Source organism: Aquimarina sp. AWH4_224 (assembly GCF_056160245.1).
This window is the reverse complement of sequence record NZ_JBSWWU010000003.1, coordinates 248477-266237: the sequence shown is the minus strand read 5'-3', so window position 1 is coordinate 266237 and position 17761 is coordinate 248477. Positions and strand designations below refer to the sequence as shown.

Here is a 17761-nt window from a genome sequence, read left to right as displayed (position 1 = left end):
TTTTTGATAGTACAATTGTATTTTTGGATTTCAAAAAAGAAATAGTAAATGAAAATTGTAGTATCTCCCGCAAAATCATTGGATTTTGAAACCGAATTACCCACTCAAAGATTTAGTGAGCCAGTTTTTTTATCAGAGTCTGAAAAACTGAATGGAGTTCTTAAGAAAAAATCTCCAAAGAAACTTTCAGACCTTATGGGGATTAGTGATAAGCTCGCTCAATTAAATTGGCAACGTAATCAGGATTTCCACCTTCCATTTACTAAAGATAATGCACGACCAGCGGTTTATGCATTTAACGGAGATGTCTACACAGGTTTGGATGCCTATAATCTTCCAGAAGGTAAGCTGGATGCCTTACAAGATAAATTACGTATCCTATCAGGGCTTTACGGAGTACTTAAACCTTTGGATTTAATACAACCCTATCGATTGGAGATGGGAACCAAGCTCAAGGTAGGGCGCAAAAACAATCTTTACGAATTCTGGAAAAAAACGGTTACCGAAAAGCTCAATGAAGAGTTAGACGAAGGTGAACTGTTTATTAATTTGGCCAGTAATGAATATTTTAGTGCGGTAGATAAAAAGGCATTAAAAGTTCCTGTAATTACTCCACAGTTTAAAGACTGGAAAGGAGACAAGCTTAAAATGATTAGTTTTTTTGCCAAGAAAGCCAGAGGTATGATGGTGCGCTATATCATTGATACCGATGCAAAAACTATCGAGGATTTAAAAGGCTTTAATTACGAAGGATACAGTTTTAGCGAAGAGCATACGGTAAAGCCAAATGAATTAGTTTTTGTGAGATAGTACGGCTATTGTTTTTTATTTTTTGCTGCATCTAATTTTAGTATCTTTCCCTCAGATATGCTTCATACAAATTCTTAGATGCAAAAGATAATCAATATCCTTGATGAGATTGGTGAAAAAATTGGCACAACGGTGAGTTGGGTGTCGGTGTTATTAGCTATTATCATAGGGTTGGATGTTATCATTCGTTATGTTTTTCAATTTACTTACGTCTGGATGATAGAAATAGAAATTTATCTATTCGGGATGTTATTTTTGTTGGCTTCTGGATATACCTTCAAATTTGATAAGCATGTACGGGTAGATATTTTTTATACCAAACTATCTCAAAAAGGTAAAGCCTGGATCGATCTTTTAGGAGCAGTTTTCCTCCTAATTCCTTGGTGCTATGTGGTTATTGTATCGTCTTGGTACTATGGTTTGTCTTCTTTTATGATAGGCGAAGGTTCTCCGCAACCTGGTGGATTGCCTGCTCTGTATGTCCTTAAATTTTGCATTACCCTAGGGTTTGTATTCCTCCTGTTGCAAGGAGTGTCAAGCATTTTAAAATCAATTCAAGTCCTAAGAAATAAAGATAATTAATGGAATATTTAGCAATTGTACTCTTTGTAATTATTTTTATTCTGATTTTGAGAGGTTATCCTGTTGCGTTCACTTTGGGCGGGATTTCTATAGCCTTTGCTTATGGCGTTTCCTTATTAGCGCCAGATGTTTTTCAGATGTCTACGTTCTATCTGTTGCCTTCCAGAATAATGGGAGTAGTCAATAACTACGTACTTATGGCCGTTCCCTTGTTTATTTTCATGGGGATTATGTTAGAAAAGTCAGGACTAGCCCAAAATTTGTTAGAAACTATGGCGATGATGTTTGGAAGGGTAAGAGGAGGATTAGCCATCTCTGTTGTCATTGTAGGTGCCTTGTTAGCAGCTTCAACTGGAATCGTTGGAGCAACTGTAGTAACTATGGGATTAATAAGTTTACCTACTATGCTCAAAAGAGGATATAAAACTGAGTTAGCTACGGGGGTGATTGCTTCTTCAGGTACTTTGGGGCAAATTATCCCGCCTTCGATAGTTTTGGTATTACTGGCAGACACCATCAATAGTTCTTCCAGAGGAGCGGCTTCTGTAGATGTGGGAGCTCTATTTTCTGCAGCATTATTTCCGGGATTGGTATTGGTTGGTCTTTATATCATTTATATTTTGATCATATCCTGGATTCGTAAAGAAGATGCTCCGAGTATACCAGCAGAGGAGATACAGGAGTTTAGAGGATCCCAATTTGGAGCAAGAGTAATAAAGGTGTTATTACTTCCGGTGTTATTGATTGTTTTGGTGTTAGGGTCTATTTTTACAGGAATTGCTTCTCCTACCGAGGCCTCTGCAATTGGTGCCATTGGTGCTACTTTGCTTACGATTATTCAGAAAAAGTTCTCGTTACAGATTTTAAAAGAAGTAGGCCAGGAGACGGCTAAGCTCACTTCGATGGTGTTTTTTATTCTTTTAGGAGCTACTACCTTTACTTTGGTATTTAGGACCCTTGGTGGAGACGCGTATTTGCAAGAAATCATAATGTCTTCAAACCTGACTCCGTTGCTGTTTCTTTTGTTGGTGATGTTGGTGGTTTTTATAGCAGGTTTTTTTATTGATTTTATTGAAATTGTATTCATCATTGTTCCGGTGGTGACTCCGGTATTTAATGCTTTTGGGATGGATATGCTTTGGGTAGGGATTTTGATCGCGTTAAATCTACAAACCTCATTTTTGACTCCGCCCTTTGGTTTTGCCTTGTTCTATTTAAAAGGGGTTGCTCCAGAAACAGTAAAAACAAGTCAGATTTACAAAGGGATCATTCCGTTTATCGTGATACAATTGTTCATTGTAAGCTTGGTGGTGTTTTTCCCTGAAATTATTTTCATATCAAAATAATAGAAATCACATGTTGGTTTCATCAATAATATAGATACCTATGCGTTTTTTTAATTTCAAACCCTTTAAGCAATTTACAAAAGCTTCTTTTTGTGCTCTTTTGTTGCCTCTACTATTCTCTTCATGTTTGGGAGATCCACCAGCAAGTATGGATCCCAATACGGTGTACAATACTTCAAAGCCGGATAAAGTATTTTATTGGAAAATGACCACGACATGGCCTCCTAATTTCCCGGTTTTGGGAGAAGTGGCAGAAAAGTATTCAGATTGGGTTGAAGAACTATCCAACGGACAAATAAAAATCAAAGTATATGGAGGAGGAGAATTAGTACCTCCTTTAGAAGCTTTTGATGCAGTTTCGCAAGGGACGATAGAGATGGGGTGTGGAGCGTCTTATTATTGGGCGGGTAAGACACCGGCAGCTCAGTTTTTTGCGGCGGTTCCTTTTGGGATGAATAGCCAGCAAATTACTTCGTGGTTAGAAACCGGAGGAGGATATGAACTATGGAAAAAAACCTATGCCAAATTTAATCTGGTTCCTTTTATGGGAGGAAATACAGGAGTGCAAATGGGAGGTTGGTTTAATCGCGAAATCAACTCTGTAGAGGATTTTAAAGGGTTGAAAATGAGATTGCCTGGTATAGGAGGAAAAGTACTTGAAAAAGCAGGTGGCGCGGCTGTATTGGTGGCCGGTAGTGAAATATATACCAGTCTAGAACGAGGAGTAATAGATGCTACCGAATGGATAGGTCCTTATCACGATTATAAAATGGGATTTCATAAAATTGCGAAATATTACTATACACCGGGTTGGCACGAGACAGGTTCCCAGCTAGAGTTTTTTGTAAATAAGAATTTATATGATGGTTTACCTCCACATTTACAAGCGGTTTTGGAGGCGGCTTCAAAACGAGCACAAGTTTGGGTGTTGGCAGAATTTGATAGACAAAATGGGATTTATTTGGATAAATTGGTGAATGAAGAGGGAGTTGAGGTTAGAGAATTTTCTAAAGAAACTTTGGATGCGTTGAGAGGATATACAGACGAAGCTTTACAAGAAATGGTAGGAGACGATCCGTTGACCAAAGAGGTGTACGAGAGTTACTCCAATTTTCAGAAAAAAATCGCAAAATGGTCAGAAGTTACCGAAAAAGCATACTACAACAAGATCCAGAAATAGCATAAAAAAACCGTTTTGGCAAGGGGAGCCAAAACGGTGAATACCACAATATGACGATGTTTACTATGGTATTATAACTCTATGGTTGTTTCATTTCCGTCTTTATCAGTCAGCGTAGCTAAATTGTCGCAGGTCCCATCTCCATAATCCAAAGTAGAAGTATCGCTGTTTTCTGAAGTCACAACAACTCCACTCACCGTGTAGACACATCCTCTTTCATTTCGTAACGGTGTTGTAATTTCTACTGAATACACATCTCCATTACTAAACGTTGTAGTACTAGTTCCTGAGGTAAGGTTGTAGAAATCAAAATTACCTGGGGCATCTGCATTCATTTCAAAGAAAGTTTCGTTTACAAAATTGGTGACACTAGTGGCAGAAAGACCATCTCCCCAATCAAAGGTGAAATTAGAATCTGTAGTAAATTTTCGAGTACCTGCATCACGATCAAATGTAAATATAGAAGTGGCAGTTCCATTAACAGAAATATCTTTGTAAGTAAAATTCTCTACGGTGTAGGTAATGGTAACCTTATTTTCAGCATCCAGATCTACACTAAAACTCATCCGGATCAACCCGGTGATCACTTCACCTTGACCTACTTCGCATCCGTCTCCAAAATCTATTGTTATAGTTCGTGTAGTTTCTGTAACCTCAGAAGTCGTAGTCACACAATCGTTGGATTTTGTAGGTACTATTCTATTAGTAACAAAACCTGATTCCAAAGTAAATACATCCTGAACAAATGCTTGAATTCTTTGATTAGCCGCTTCAATATCCTTATATTGTATAGAGGTCGTGACCTGTTCGGTTGGAATCTCTTGCTCGTTGTCATCATCTTGGCAACCAACAAATAAAAATAGACCGAAGCATAGCAGACTTAAAAGCGTAATTACCCTGTTTTTCATGCTTAATTGATTTTTTTAATTAGTGAATATTATATTGGAATGGTTGTTTTTAAAACGGTAAAGCGGCTGGTAATCTTATTATAGGATTCGTTAATTTATGTTAAGGTTATGTTAGAGAAAATGTATTGAAAAAGGAAAAAAGCTCAAAAAAGAAACTTTATATTCTTTTTCTAATATTTTAAAATATCTATTGCAAAGAATTTATCTTATCAATATCTTCGCAGCGAATGTTCGCTAAAAGTGTTCTAAACTCAAAATTTAAATTATGCAAATTAAAAAGGTTTTAGTTGCCAATCGTGGTGAAATTGCCATTAGAATTTTTAGAGCTTGTACAGAAATCGGGCTACAAACTGTAGGGGTGTATACCTATGAGGATCGTTATTCTTTACACCGATATAAAGCTGATGAAGCCTATCAAATTGGAGAAAATCACGAGCCATTAAAACCTTATTTAAATATTCCGGAGATCATTAAAGTTGCCAAAAGAAACAATGTGGATGCGATCCATCCGGGATATGGTTTTCTTTCTGAGAACGCTGACTTTGCAGAGCAATGTCAGGAAAATGGAATCATTTTTATTGGACCAAAAGTATCAGTACTACGTTCGTTAGGAGATAAGATCACTGCAAAGAAGGTGGCTATAGAGAATAATATTCCTATCATCGAAAGCAACAAAGAAGATCTTGTAGATATAAAGGTTGCACTTAAAGAAGCTAAGCGAATTGGATTTCCGGTAATGCTGAAAGCAGCATCTGGAGGAGGTGGTCGAGGTATGCGTGTGATTAGAAATGCAGAAGAATTAGAAAAAGCATATCCCGAATCAAGAAGAGAGGCTCTTAATGCATTTGGAGATGATACTGTGTTTCTGGAGAAGTTTGTTGAGAATCCAAAGCATATTGAGATACAGATTGTAGCAGATCATCATGGTAATATGGTGCATCTTTTTGAACGAGATTGTTCGGTACAAAGACGTTACCAAAAAGTAATCGAATATGCTCCTTCGTTTGGCGTAGCTCAAGATATTTTGGACAATTTGTATAATTACGCACTTACGATATGTAAGGCAGTAGATTACAACAATATTGGTACAGTAGAATTTTTGGTAGATGACGATGGAAGCATATATTTTATAGAGGTAAATCCACGAGTACAGGTAGAACATACAGTTACCGAAATTGTAACTGGGATTGATTTAATCAAAGCTCAGATTTTTATTGCAGGAGGATATCAGCTATCTGACAAACAAATTAAAATTGGAAGTCAGGAAAGCTTAAAAGTCAACGGATATGCTGTACAATGTAGGATTACTACAGAAGATCCGGAAAATGACTTTAAACCAGATTATGGAACGATTTCTACCTACCGTAGTGCTTCAGGATTTGGGATTCGATTAGATGCTGGTAGTGTATATCAAGGGGTAACGATTTCTCCTTTCTTTGATTCGATGTTGGTAAAGATTTCAGCCAATAGTAGAACACTTGATGGGGCTTGTAGAAAAATGAGGAGAGCGTTATCTGAGTTCAGAATTAGAGGGGTGAAAACCAACATGCCTTTCCTGGATAATATTTTGAACCATGATACCTTTAGAAAAGGTGCGGTAACGGTAAACTTCATTAGAGATACGAAGGAACTTTTCAAAATAAAAGAATCTCGTAACAGAGCGACCAAATTGGCTAATTTCTTAGGAGATGTTATCGTAAATGGAAATCCAGATGTAAAGAAATTAGATCCAACCAAAACTTTTGTAACACCACAAATACCAAAGTTTGATGAAAAAGGAGAATATCAGAAGGGAACCAAAGACTTGCTTACAGAACTTGGGCCAGAAAAGTTTGCAGAGTGGTTAAAAAATGAGAAAAAAATCCATTTTACAGATACCACCATGCGAGATGCGCATCAAAGTTTGTTGGCAACACGTATGCGAACGTATGATATGTTGAAAGTAGCTGAGGGATTTGCAAAAAATCATCCACAAGTTTTCAGTATGGAAGTATGGGGAGGAGCAACTTTTGATGTATGTCTGCGATTCTTAAGAGAAAACCCTTGGGAGCGTCTTAGACTGCTTCGTGAGGCCATGCCTAATATTCTGTTGCAGATGCTAATCAGAGGGTCAAACGGAGTCGGATATACGGCATACCCAGATAATTTGATCGGTAAATTTGTAGAACAATCCTGGGAGAACGGAGTAGATGTATTCCGAATTTTTGATTCTTTAAACTGGATGCAATCTATTGCGCCTTGTATAGAGCATGTTCGGACTAGAACCGGAGGATTAGCAGAAGGGTCATTATGTTATACCGGAGATATTTTGGATCCAAAAAGAACAAAATATACCTTGGAGTATTATGTGCAATTGGCAAAAGATATAGAAAATGCGGGAGCACATATTTTGGGAATTAAAGATATGGCCGGGTTGCTAAAACCTTATGCAGCCTATGAGTTAGTTTCTGCATTAAAGTCAGAAATTAATATTCCTATTCATTTACATACGCATGATACCTCTTCGGTACAATCAGCTACATATCTCAAAGCTATGGAAGCAGGGGTGGATGTAGTAGATGTGGCTCTGGGAGGACTTTCAGGATTAACGGCGCAACCTAATTTCAACTCTTTGGTAGAAGTGCTTAAGTATCATGAAAGAGAGAACCAAATGGATATTCAAAAGCTTAACGAATATTCTAATTATTGGGAAGCAGTGAGAGAATATTATTATGTATTCGAATCCGGATTAAAAGCAGGTACGGGAGAAGTATATCAGCACGAAATTCCAGGAGGACAATATTCTAACCTAAAGCCTCAAGCTCAAGGTTTAGGATTAGCAGATCGTTTTCATGAGATTACAAAGATGTACGGAGAAGTAAACGAATTGTTCGGAGATATTGTAAAAGTAACCCCAAGTTCCAAAGTGGTTGGGGATATGGCGCAATATCTAGTGAGCAATAACTTGACCATAGAAGACGTAAAAGAAAGAGGAGAAACCATTTCTTTCCCTCAATCCGTAGTAAGCTTGTTCAAAGGTGAACTTGGGCAACCAGAAGGAGGATTCCCTAAGGAGCTTCAAAAATCAATATTAAAAGATCAAAAACCTTTTACAGATCGACCTAATGCGCATCTGGAACCTATTGATTTTGAAGAAGAATACAAAGATTTTGAGAAGGTATTCAAAAAAGGAATGGGAAGAGAGTTAGACATTACTGATTTCCTATCTTATAAATTGTATCCAAAAGTATATGCAGGAGCCTATAACCATCATTTGAAGTATGGGAATGTAATGAATATCCCCACAAAGAATTTCTTCTATGGGATGACTCCGGGAGAAGAGATTATTGTGCAGTTGGATAAAGGAAAAATACTATTGATTGAATTAGTATCAGTAGGAGAGCCTAATGAAGAAGGTAAAGTAACTGTTTTTTTCAAAGTAAATGGGCAAACACGAAATGTACAGATACAAGACAATTCGATAAAAGTGGATAAAGTGGTACATGCCAAGGCAGATAAAGCCGATGCCAAACAGATCGGGGCACCACTTCAAGGTTCATTATCTTCGATATTGGTGAAAACCGGTCAGGCGGTTAAGAAAAACGATCCACTATTTATTATCGAAGCCATGAAAATGGAAACTACCATTACAGCCAACGAAGATGCAATGATCAAAAAGATTGTGCTAAAAGGTGGGACAATGGTAGAAGCAGATGATTTGGTGATTACTTTAAAATAGCACTCTCACTACAGATTAAAAACCTTATCTAGAACCTTGCAAAACTTAGTTTGCAAGGTTCTTTTTTTAACAATAAACGGTTGCTATTAATGACAGGCAAAAATGCAATTATCATTATGAACACTGGATCTGCAGCCAAGTACATCCGGCTTAACACTTGGAAGATTGTCATAATTACCACCTTGTACACTTTTCTTCTGAAGGTCAGAAATAACATTTTTCTTGAATGCCAGTTTGTTTAAATTCTGTTTTTTCATTTTTTAAATGATTTATGTATTAATGTGCCTGAACAGTTATAGACACTCAGGATTGTGTCTAGAATAATATTCTTGAAATACAGTACTGTTCTTTATTAATGTCGTGACAAAAAGAAATGTTATCCTAAAACTGGAACTTTTTTAATTGTTTTGAATATTGATTAGAAGTAGATGTTTGTTTATCTCTATGAAATAAGGTCATATTGATCAATTAAAAACGGGGCTTTCAAAAGCCCCGTTTATTACTTATAAATAATTGGTTGGATTACCCAAAATGACATGGTGCAGGAAAAGCTTCCAAACTTTCTCCCGGGCCACAGGTACCTAAGTCAGAATGGCAAGTTCCTCCAATAGAACCAGGTAAGTGGCCTCCAGTTACTGTTTTTTTCTGAAGATCAGAAATAATGTTTTTGTTTAAAGACAATTTGTTCAAATTTCTCTTTTTCATTGCAAAATATTTAAGGTTAATAATTATTAAACTAAAGTTAGGTTTTATGTTTATTAAGTTTTTCTCAACTTCAGTTAAACTTAACCCAAAATGAAGTTTGAATCAGTGCAATCTTTACCACATTAAACGCATATAAAACTGTTTTTAACAATGATCAACAAGCAGTAAAAACTTTGAAGTTTCCAAAATCTTTCTATTTTTACTAAATAAGAGGAAAATACCCCGGGAAACGTTGAAAATTAGGCCTATTCAAATATCATTGTTTATTTTTTTGGTGTTAGGAGCATTGTTTGGATTAATGTTCCTGAGTCAGAAAGGAGGAGTGCAAAAGGAGCAAACTCAGGATGATGGTTTTTCTTATGAAGGCATTTCACTAAAATATCCTACTTACACCACCTTTTTGGGTTTAGAAAAAGATTCGTCGCTTACCAGACAAGATATTCTGGAAGTTACAGAAATTGTTACTCCGTTGGAAATAGAAACTCCAGAGGATAATCAGATTGCAGAAGTGCAACAAATCAAACAATTACCGGACTTTTCGAAAATTGATACTACAAGGTTAGTACGAATACGATATCCCGATAGCAATCCGGATTTTGCCAACCAATTGCGTAGAAAGTTATCTTCAAAATCATGTAGAATTCTACATTATGGAGATTCTCAGATCGAAGGAGATAGAATTACCGCCTATTTACGAAACCGATTACAACATATGTATGGAGGTAGTGGCCCTGGATTTATACCATTGTTGCCTGTTTACCGTCAAATAAGTGCTATTGTAGAACCTAGTGAAAATTGGGAACGATATGCTTTTTTCGATCCTACAAAAAAGAAGTTTTCGCATAGAAAGTACGGAGCGTATCTTTCGGTATCCCGTTTTACAGAGTATCAGAAAAAACTACCTGATAGTGCTGTTCTGGATTCTTTACCAATAATCAAGGCTTCGGTTACTATTGGTAAGTCCAAAAAAACCTATGCCAAGTTTCGAAGGTTTACCAATATTGGTTTGCATTATGGCAATTGTAACGTTCCAATCAAGATTTCTGTGTACAATGAAGGGGAGCTGATACAGCAAGATAGTTTAATACCTGATGGGCGATATCATCAATACAAAATTAGGACATTAACTACACCAACCAACCTCAAGATAGAATTAGAAGGGAAGGTAAGTGCAGATTTTTATGGATTAACACTGGATGGTGGATCAAGAGTACAAATTGATAATATAGCCATGCGTGGAGCCTCAGGAACCATATTTGCAAGGGCTAATGCAACTACTTACTCACGAATGGTGAGACAGTTGAAACCCAAAATAGTGATCATGCAGTATGGGGGTAACACTATGCCTTATCTCAAAGACTCTACCGATGTCGATAAATACGCAAATCGCATCAAAACCCAGGTCAATTGGATACGACGAAGAGCCAAAAATGCTAACTTTATATTTATAGGTCCTACAGATATGTGCTTGCCAGTGAATGGTAAAATGGAAACCTACCCCTTATTGCCTTATCTCAATACTAAGTTGATGGAAACCTGTTTGGCAAATGATGTGGCATATTGGAGTATGTATGATGCTATGGGAGGGAAAGGATCTATGGAGTTATGGGTAGAAGAAAAACTTACTGCCAAAGACTATATGCATTTTACCTGGAAAGGAACCAAAATAATTTCTGAACTATTTTTTACTGCCCTATACCTAGACCTTAAAGAACCCGAAAAAAATGAAGTGTAAAAAACTGTTGTTTTACCTATACTTAGTTGCGGTACCTGCTATGGCGCAAACTTATGTATTAGATTCTATAGAAGGAAAATATCCCTTTGTGAATTGGAAAGCCAATACGATAAAAATGGCAGAATATTCTCCAGCTTTCAAGACACTTTTTCATAAAATGGATACTATCGCAAAGGGAGGAGAAACCGATTTGCATATTTTTCATATCGGAGGCTCTCATATCCAGGCAGATATTTATTCTAATCGTTTGCGATCGTATTTACAGACCATGGGCCCAACAGCCAAAGGGCAAAGAGGTTTTATCTATCCTTATAAAATTGCCAAAACCAATAATCCCGGTAACTACAGAGTAGAACATGATGGAGAGTGGCAAGGATATCGCTGTTCGGTAAGAAAAGATAGCGTAGCTTGGGGCCTCTCCGGGGTAACTGCTGTATTCAAGGATTCTTTGGCTAATGTAAAAATTAAGGCTAATGGCAACAACTATCATCAAGATATGTATGATTTTGATAAGATCAGAATCTTTTATGATGATTGGAGTACGGACTACGAAATTGCATTTAAAGAAGCTGGATTGGTCTCAGAAATAAAAGAAAACAAAGATGCGCACTTTATCGAGTATAAACTGACCAAAAAAGTAGAGGAGATCGATTTCTGTATTCGAAGAGTGGAAGATCATGAAGAAGCTGAGTTCTTAATGATGGGAATAGAATTGATGAATGATAACAAAGGAATTCAATATACCTCTATCGGAGTGAATGGAGGAAGTTTTTCATACTACGAACGATGCGAATATTTTGATGATCAACTGTTATTGTATAAACCAGATCTGTTTATTGTTTCGGTGGGAACAAACGATGCCTATCATCCGGATTTTGAACCTCAAGAATACAAACAACAATATACTGATCTGATAAAACTGATTCAAAAGGCAAATCCCGAGTGTGCAGTACTGCTTACTGTCCCCAACGATTCTTATTACAAAAAGAAAGTGCCAAACCCTAGAACGAGAATAGCAAGAAAAATGATTTACGAAGTTGCCAAAGAACAACGAATGGCGGTTTGGGATTTTTACGAAATTATGGGTGGCTTTAACTCATCTAGAGATTGGTATAATAACAAACTAATGCCCAAAGATCGAATACATTTTACCGTAAAAGGATATCGAATCAAAGCAGATTTGTTATTACAGGCATTAGCAAATGCCTGGGAGAAAGAACTAGAAGTACCGAACAATTCGATTTTGAATAGCATTATTAATGAATAGATTATTAGACATATTTTCATTTTCTGAGGACTCTCCTTTAATCTTTACGCAAGCTGATTTTTGGGTGTTCTTCTCAGTGGTCTATTTTATCTATGCGATTGTTTACAGCAAAAAAAGCCTTAGGAGTGCATATCTTTTTGCGATAAGTATCCTTTTTTATTACAAAACAAGTGGGCTTTTTATTGGGATTCTACTTTTTAGTACGATCAATGATTTCTTTTTGGGAAAAGCTATTTACAGGAGTAAATCAGTTATTTTACAAAAGTTCCTAGTAGCGATTAGTGTCATTATCAATTTGGGTACACTCTGCTATTTTAAATATGCCTATTTCTTTACAGATTCCTATAATTATTTGTTTCAGACCAATTATGAGGTTATCAATTATCTTGCACAATGGGCCAACACCTGGGGAGAGGTAGATTATTTTACAGTCGATAAGATCATTTTACCAGTGGGGATTTCGTTTTATACATTCCAGACGATCAGCTATAGTGTAGACATCTATAGAAAGCAAATCAAACCACTCAACTCTATTATCGACTTTGGTTTTTTTGTAAGCTTTTTTCCACAGTTGGTAGCAGGTCCTATTGTACGAGCAGCAGATTTTGTTCCACAGATCCGAAAGGAAATAAAGATCACCAAAGTAGAATTCGGGCAAGCGACTTATATGATCCTAAAAGGATTGATCAAAAAAATGTTGTTTGCAGATTATATCGCGGCAAATTTTATGGATCGGGTTTTTGATGTCCCCGAAATGTTTTCAGGATTTACCAATATCATGGCGATGTTTGGGTATTCTCTACAGATTTACGGGGATTTTTCTGGATATACCGATATCGCAATAGGCTTGGCATTATTAATGGGATATAAATTACCGATCAATTTTGATTCTCCATACAAAGCGATTCACTGTGGTGATTTCTGGAAACGTTGGCATATTTCTTTATCAAGTTGGTTAAAGGATTATCTATACATTCCTATTGGAGGTAATCGTAATGGGAGTATTTTTTCATATGCTTTTATTTTGGTTTTTACCTTTCTTGGGGTATTTGCAGTGTCTGATTATGGAATAGCTCTAATAGCGGCTGCAGGGGTAGGTTTCATGTTGATTATTACTTTGTTTTCTTCACGATTAGCTTGGCATTTTAATAGAAATGTAAATATTATGATCACAATGTTGATCGGAGGGTTGTGGCACGGAGCTTCCTGGAAATTTGTCATATGGGGAGGGCTTAATGGAGTGGGAATTGTGGTGTATAAATACTGGAGAAAGATTAGTCCGTACGAAAATTCTAAAGCCTGGTATGCCTTATTATGGAGAATTGCATTGACTTTTGTTTTTATCACATTTACCAGGATCTATTTTAGAGGAAATAGTATGGATCATATCGAACGGTTTTACCAGCAAGTAGCAACAAACATGGACTGGGGAAATGCGTTGGCTGTGCTTTGGGAATATAGAGTGGTATTTATCGTGATGCTTATAGGCTATATCACCCATTGGTTGCCATATAAAACAAAGGATTGGATAGAAGCTTTATTTATAAAGAGTCATTTTATCATTAAAGCTATAGTGGCTACTTTGGTAGCAATTATTTGCTATCAAACCTATGCTGCCGATTTCCAGCCATTCATATATTTCCAGTTTTAGAGATTTTTGCAAGTGTTATGCTTACATCTTTTCTGGTACTTCAGAATATTTTTGAATAAAATCAGTAATCAAATCTCGGTATTCGCTTTTGGGAGCTTCTGATAAGTTTCTCCAAAGTTCGCCATGTGTTAAGTCAACGTGACGTACTTCCAGTTTTTGGAAGTTCCGTTTTTTGATCCCTTTTTCAAAAATTCGAGTGTAATTAAATGTCCCTGTATCCGAAAGAAGTAATATTGGCACGGATAGATGATCCAGATATGAAGTGGCAGAAGCGGTTTCATAATGTTTTTTGGTGTCACCAAATACAGATTGTACATGTAACTTGGCGAGATGAGGTCTGCTACCATTAAGAAAAGCTTCATGATAGTTCTCAATGTCATAGGTGCCGCTTACAGGAATGATACCTTTAATGTGATTTTGGGTTAATCCATGTTCTTTTAAGAAACGTTCATCCAATGCGAGCATTGCAGTAAGATGTGCTCCCGAAGAAAACCCACCAACAAATATATGTTCTTTGTCATAGCCATATTCATCTGCATGATCGATTAACCACTTTAATGCGGTACTTACATCTTTAACATGATCTGGGTATTGAATGTCTACTACTGGATCAGGATCACGCCAATCTGCACTTAGGCGATGCCCAACAGAGGCAACGGCAATCCCTTTTTTGGCAATATTGCGCACTACATTCATTTCAATATTCCTATCTACGTAGGCCCAGGCACCACCGCCAATCCAAATGAGTAAAGGAGCTTTTGTTGTCGTTTGTGGTAGTACAAGATTCAACCTTTGCAGAGGGTCATCTACTGCTCGAGTAGCTTGAACATAGGGGATATTATGAATTTCTTTAATATCGGCTATACCAATATGTTTTTCCAACACATAAAAGGGGATATCTCCATATTGCAATATCTTTTTATGAAATTCTAGTGTTGAAAAATCTGCTTCTTTTTCATAAAGGGTTCTCCATTTTAATATTTTGTCAGCTCCATATTTATAAGTAATCACTTGGGCAGGCCATTGCTTCATTCTCTTTATTTCCCGATGTGCAATATGATCCTGTTCTTGTATATGCTGTTGCCAAAATGCTAAGGCTTTTTCATCAGACCAACCAAAGTAGTTTAACCCTACATCCATGACTACTCGAACAGATCGGATAAGGTCCCATTCCCATTTTCCATATTCATCGTAGCTGTTTTTATAAGCGCCTATCTCATATCCAATTTCTTCAATGTAAGCAGCCCATCCTTCTTTATAACAAGCAGAACCCACAAGCTTTTGTATCTCTGATAACTCAAGTTTCTCGGCATATTTAATTTGGTAGTGGTGTCCAGGTAGCCCTTCATGAGTGTATAACCATCCTATTTGTCTTTTACTATAGGGCTTCCCAAAGTATTTGAAATAAAGCGAATTCTCTCTGCTCCGATAAAAACCAGGGGTTTCGATCAGGGTTTCTTGTTTGTATTCTTTAATACTCACATCGGGGATCTTATCCAAATCAGGAAACAATCCTTTAATCTTGTTGTTCACTTCAATCTTTTTCTCTTGATAAGCTTTCAAAATTTCAGCAGGGTCATTGAAGAAGAAATCAGGATTTGTAAGATGTTTTCTGAAACTAATACTATCCATACCTGACGTACTTTGGATATCCTTCATTTTGTTTTTTACCCTTGCGATCTCTTCCAGACCAAAATCAAACATCATTTCAGGTGTTACTTTTACATCGACCCATTTTTTCAAAAAATAAGTATATAATAGTTTACCGTTGGGAACATTAACAATCCCCGTAGTAGGAATTTTATTCGGTTTGTCTTCATTCCATTTTTTCTCAAGATTGATCCTGAATTTGTTGAGGGCTATTTCATACTTCATTAAATTGAAGTCTAATCGTTCGCTTTCTGATAAATGACTGGTGTTAATTTTGATGAGTGCCGCTTCCAGGTCGTTAAACATTTTTTCTTGAGCGAGTACTGCATCTTTGTTTTGGATATTGTTGAGGTTTTCTATGTAATCCAAAGTCAATGGAGGTAAGTCCATTGTTTTGTAAGCTGCTACGAATTGCTGGGATACCAACTCCAGACCTTCGGATTGAGCTTTGGTCTTACATGAAAATAAGATGATGATGGTAGAAAGACATAAATAAAAACGCATACCTGGCTGAATGATTTAAATAATACTGTACTTCATAAAATTAAGATGACAGGAACAAGGAGGCTTGTAAAATATTGCTAATTTGTCATTTTCCTGCGTTCAGAAGGAGATATATCGTAGTAGTTTTTGAATTTTTTGGAAAAACTTGCCAAATCATGATACCCCAGATCATAGGCTATAGTATTGAGCTGCATGGTATTGTTTTGAAGTAGCTCAATTGCCTTATCCATTCTTAACTTTTCTTGTAGTTCCTGGGGAGATTCCTGAAAACACAACTTAAACAATCTCGAAAAATGATACTTAGAAATGCCCGTATAGGTAGCCAGCTGGTCTAATGTTATCTTTTGGTTGAAATGTTGATAAATGAAGTTCTTGCAAGAAATCATTTTAATGAGAATAGCTCTTTGTGTATCTGTGTTTCTGGATTGGACGGAGAGGCGTTCATGAAGACCTGTAATCTCTTTAGCGAAAGAGTGTACCTGCTCGTTTAGAATAGTTAGGGTTTGATACAATTCTGAGTTATTGTCTTTATTTGAATGGGTAGTATGCAATTTTTTGACTAAAGGTGAAAAATGCAAACAATCAAATGGAAGATTAAAGAGTAGAGGATTGGCATACATTTTTGTAAGATCGATATCAAGAGCAGTAGGATTTAAATCAATACAAAGCCCATGGATACTTTGGGAAGCTAATTTGGATTTTGCTTCAAATTTTTGCCCTTCTGGAACCAGAATAAACTGTCCTTGTTTCACGCGAAGAACCTGATCGTTTATTAAATAATCTTCATACCCCTGTTTGACATATTTTAATGCAATACCCTTGGTTTCACCTTTGAAATAAAATTTTTCATAGGCATAGGATTGTTTAATTTCGCCATATCGACTTTGGTATTTACTTTGGTTACTAAACATAAAAAACAATCACGAACTATTTTTGTGTACTCTTGGGGCTTGTCTTGTTCTAATAAACTTAATACAAATTATTTATGGTTGCAAATCTTCTTAAGTTACTAGTGGTTTAATAGGTGTTCTCATTCATTTATCTTGATGGTTTTGAAATCGAAATGGAAAGTATCTTTTTTTGCTTGAATAATTTCGACCTTCTTCGCAAGTTTTCCATACATGCTTTCTTCCCATTGTTGATAGGTTACTTGGATGGTTTCGGTTGTGTCCATCATATTTAGAAATTCGATAGTTCTAATCTGTTCTATAGCGTTGTCATAATAGATTTTTACAGGGTTGTTCAATCTATCAATCCCTGAATATAAATTAATTCCAGGTTCAGAATTTTTTTCATATTTAATGTGATTAAAGAAAGACCAGGGATTGGTTTGTAACCTATGGAAATCATGACTTCTAATCATCTCTACAGCAATGTTGGATAAGGTGTCTAAAATTTTTCCGTCCTTATCAACAGCGTAGCCTTTGTTATCTGAGCTTAATTCCCCTATGAATGGGGAGTCTCTATACTCGTAAACTTGAGAAAAAAGGAGGTATCCATTCTTTTTTGAGATTACTTGTGTGGTGTAACTACCATTGGGGCCATTGCAATGAGCAAATGTGTTTATACTTTTGATATGAAAGTATCTTGGATCAAGAGATAACTCATTGTTTGCGGTATTTTTCTTTTTAGCGCAAGAAATACATAGCAATAATGAGATGACAACAAATAATGCTCTTTTCATAAGTGTTAGTTTTGTTCGCCA

Annotated in this window: 14 protein-coding genes; 8 read left to right on the top strand and 6 right to left on the bottom strand. The window is 36.4% G+C overall.

The features are described from left to right. The first annotated feature begins 48 nt into the window (after positions 1-48). The 4 genes from yaaA to ACXAGJ_RS07275 all read left to right on the top strand — a co-directional run bounded on the left by yaaA (position 49) and on the right by ACXAGJ_RS07275 (position 3918). Complete coding sequence (gene yaaA / locus ACXAGJ_RS07290; RefSeq protein WP_474838493.1) at positions 49-810, top strand: peroxide stress protein YaaA; 762 nt, start codon at positions 49-51, stop codon at positions 808-810. Between the two features lie 78 nt (positions 811-888). Then, a complete protein-coding gene (locus ACXAGJ_RS07285; RefSeq protein ID WP_474838491.1) occupies positions 889-1392 on the top strand; it encodes a TRAP transporter small permease subunit in 504 nt (167 codons plus the stop codon). After that, complete coding sequence (locus ACXAGJ_RS07280) at positions 1392-2738, top strand: TRAP transporter large permease (RefSeq protein WP_474838489.1); 1347 nt, start codon at positions 1392-1394, stop codon at positions 2736-2738. Before ACXAGJ_RS07285 ends, ACXAGJ_RS07280 begins: the two co-directional genes overlap by 1 nt. Before the next feature lie 40 nt (positions 2739-2778). Beyond that, the gene (locus tag ACXAGJ_RS07275) at positions 2779-3918 is read left to right on the top strand and encodes a TRAP transporter substrate-binding protein (RefSeq protein WP_474838487.1); all 1140 of its coding nucleotides are present in this window, start codon (positions 2779-2781) and stop codon (positions 3916-3918) included. A gap of 71 nt (positions 3919-3989) precedes the next feature. Here ACXAGJ_RS07275 and ACXAGJ_RS07270 read toward each other — a convergent pair whose 3' ends face one another. Continuing rightward, positions 3990-4826 carry a hypothetical protein gene (locus ACXAGJ_RS07270; protein ID WP_474838485.1) on the bottom strand — a complete coding sequence of 279 codons (837 nt, stop codon included), beginning with the start codon at positions 4824-4826 and terminating at the stop codon, positions 3990-3992. Between the two features lie 265 nt (positions 4827-5091). Here ACXAGJ_RS07270 and ACXAGJ_RS07265 point away from each other — a divergent pair, with 265 nt between their 5' ends. Then, positions 5092-8544 carry a pyruvate carboxylase gene (locus ACXAGJ_RS07265; RefSeq protein WP_474838483.1) on the top strand — a complete coding sequence of 1151 codons (3453 nt, stop codon included), beginning with the start codon at positions 5092-5094 and terminating at the stop codon, positions 8542-8544. Positions 8545-8630: 86 nt separating this feature from the next. Here ACXAGJ_RS07265 and ACXAGJ_RS07260 read toward each other — a convergent pair whose 3' ends face one another. Both ACXAGJ_RS07260 and ACXAGJ_RS07255 read right to left on the bottom strand, forming a co-directional pair. Then, entirely contained in the window at positions 8631-8801 is a 171-nt protein-coding gene (locus ACXAGJ_RS07260) for a hypothetical protein (protein ID WP_170864608.1), read from the bottom strand. Positions 8802-9066: 265 nt separating this feature from the next. Then, on the bottom strand, positions 9067-9249 hold the full coding sequence (locus tag ACXAGJ_RS07255; RefSeq protein WP_474838481.1) for a hypothetical protein: 183 nt from the start codon (positions 9247-9249) through the stop codon (positions 9067-9069). Between the two features lie 232 nt (positions 9250-9481). Here ACXAGJ_RS07255 and ACXAGJ_RS07250 point away from each other — a divergent pair, with 232 nt between their 5' ends. The 3 genes from ACXAGJ_RS07250 to ACXAGJ_RS07240 are packed head-to-tail and all read left to right on the top strand — an operon-like array spanning position 9482 to position 13902. Continuing rightward, positions 9482-10984: an SGNH/GDSL hydrolase family protein gene (locus ACXAGJ_RS07250; RefSeq protein WP_474838479.1), complete on the top strand. Its 1503-nt coding sequence runs from the start codon at positions 9482-9484 to the stop codon at positions 10982-10984. Beyond that, a complete protein-coding gene (locus tag ACXAGJ_RS07245; protein ID WP_474838477.1) occupies positions 10974-12251 on the top strand; it encodes a GDSL-type esterase/lipase family protein in 1278 nt (425 codons plus the stop codon). Before ACXAGJ_RS07250 ends, ACXAGJ_RS07245 begins: the two co-directional genes overlap by 11 nt. Further along, positions 12244-13902, top strand: coding sequence for an MBOAT family O-acyltransferase (locus ACXAGJ_RS07240; RefSeq protein ID WP_473281713.1), 1659 nt, complete (start codon positions 12244-12246; stop codon positions 13900-13902). The genes ACXAGJ_RS07245 and ACXAGJ_RS07240 overlap by 8 nt, the downstream gene beginning before the upstream one ends. A gap of 21 nt (positions 13903-13923) precedes the next feature. Here ACXAGJ_RS07240 and ACXAGJ_RS07235 read toward each other — a convergent pair whose 3' ends face one another. From ACXAGJ_RS07235 to ACXAGJ_RS07225, 3 genes are all read right to left on the bottom strand, one after another. Continuing rightward, positions 13924-16056, bottom strand: a complete 2133-nt coding sequence (locus ACXAGJ_RS07235) for a DUF885 family protein (protein ID WP_474838475.1) — start codon at positions 16054-16056, stop codon at positions 13924-13926. 77 nt (positions 16057-16133) lie between these two features. Then, the gene (locus ACXAGJ_RS07230) at positions 16134-16967 is read right to left on the bottom strand and encodes an AraC family transcriptional regulator (protein ID WP_474838473.1); all 834 of its coding nucleotides are present in this window, start codon (positions 16965-16967) and stop codon (positions 16134-16136) included. Between the two features lie 119 nt (positions 16968-17086). After that, positions 17087-17740 (bottom strand): hypothetical protein, encoded by a 654-nt coding sequence (locus ACXAGJ_RS07225; protein WP_474838471.1) that lies wholly within the window; start codon positions 17738-17740, stop codon positions 17087-17089. Positions 17741-17761 lie beyond the last annotated feature (21 nt).

Bases quoted from the DNA above. Each gene is read 5' to 3' on its own strand.
- ACXAGJ_RS07280 (WP_474838489.1), top strand. From the start codon at position 1,392: ATGGAATATTTAGCAATTGTACTCTTTGTAATTATTTTTATTCTGATT.
- ACXAGJ_RS07255 (WP_474838481.1), bottom strand. From the start codon at position 9,249: ATGAAAAAGAGAAATTTGAACAAATTGTCTTTAAACAAAAACATTATT.
- ACXAGJ_RS07260 (WP_170864608.1), bottom strand. From the start codon at position 8,801: ATGAAAAAACAGAATTTAAACAAACTGGCATTCAAGAAAAATGTTATT.
- ACXAGJ_RS07230 (WP_474838473.1), bottom strand. From the start codon at position 16,967: ATGTTTAGTAACCAAAGTAAATACCAAAGTCGATATGGCGAAATTAAA.
- ACXAGJ_RS07245 (WP_474838477.1), top strand. From the start codon at position 10,974: ATGAAGTGTAAAAAACTGTTGTTTTACCTATACTTAGTTGCGGTACCT.
- ACXAGJ_RS07265 (WP_474838483.1), top strand. From the start codon at position 5,092: ATGCAAATTAAAAAGGTTTTAGTTGCCAATCGTGGTGAAATTGCCATT.
- ACXAGJ_RS07275 (WP_474838487.1), top strand. From the start codon at position 2,779: ATGCGTTTTTTTAATTTCAAACCCTTTAAGCAATTTACAAAAGCTTCT.
- ACXAGJ_RS07235 (WP_474838475.1), bottom strand. From the start codon at position 16,056: ATGCGTTTTTATTTATGTCTTTCTACCATCATCATCTTATTTTCATGT.
- yaaA (WP_474838493.1), top strand. From the start codon at position 49: ATGAAAATTGTAGTATCTCCCGCAAAATCATTGGATTTTGAAACCGAA.
- ACXAGJ_RS07285 (WP_474838491.1), top strand. From the start codon at position 889: ATGCAAAAGATAATCAATATCCTTGATGAGATTGGTGAAAAAATTGGC.
- ACXAGJ_RS07240 (WP_473281713.1), top strand. From the start codon at position 12,244: ATGAATAGATTATTAGACATATTTTCATTTTCTGAGGACTCTCCTTTA.
- ACXAGJ_RS07270 (WP_474838485.1), bottom strand. From the start codon at position 4,826: ATGAAAAACAGGGTAATTACGCTTTTAAGTCTGCTATGCTTCGGTCTA.
- ACXAGJ_RS07225 (WP_474838471.1), bottom strand. From the start codon at position 17,740: ATGAAAAGAGCATTATTTGTTGTCATCTCATTATTGCTATGTATTTCT.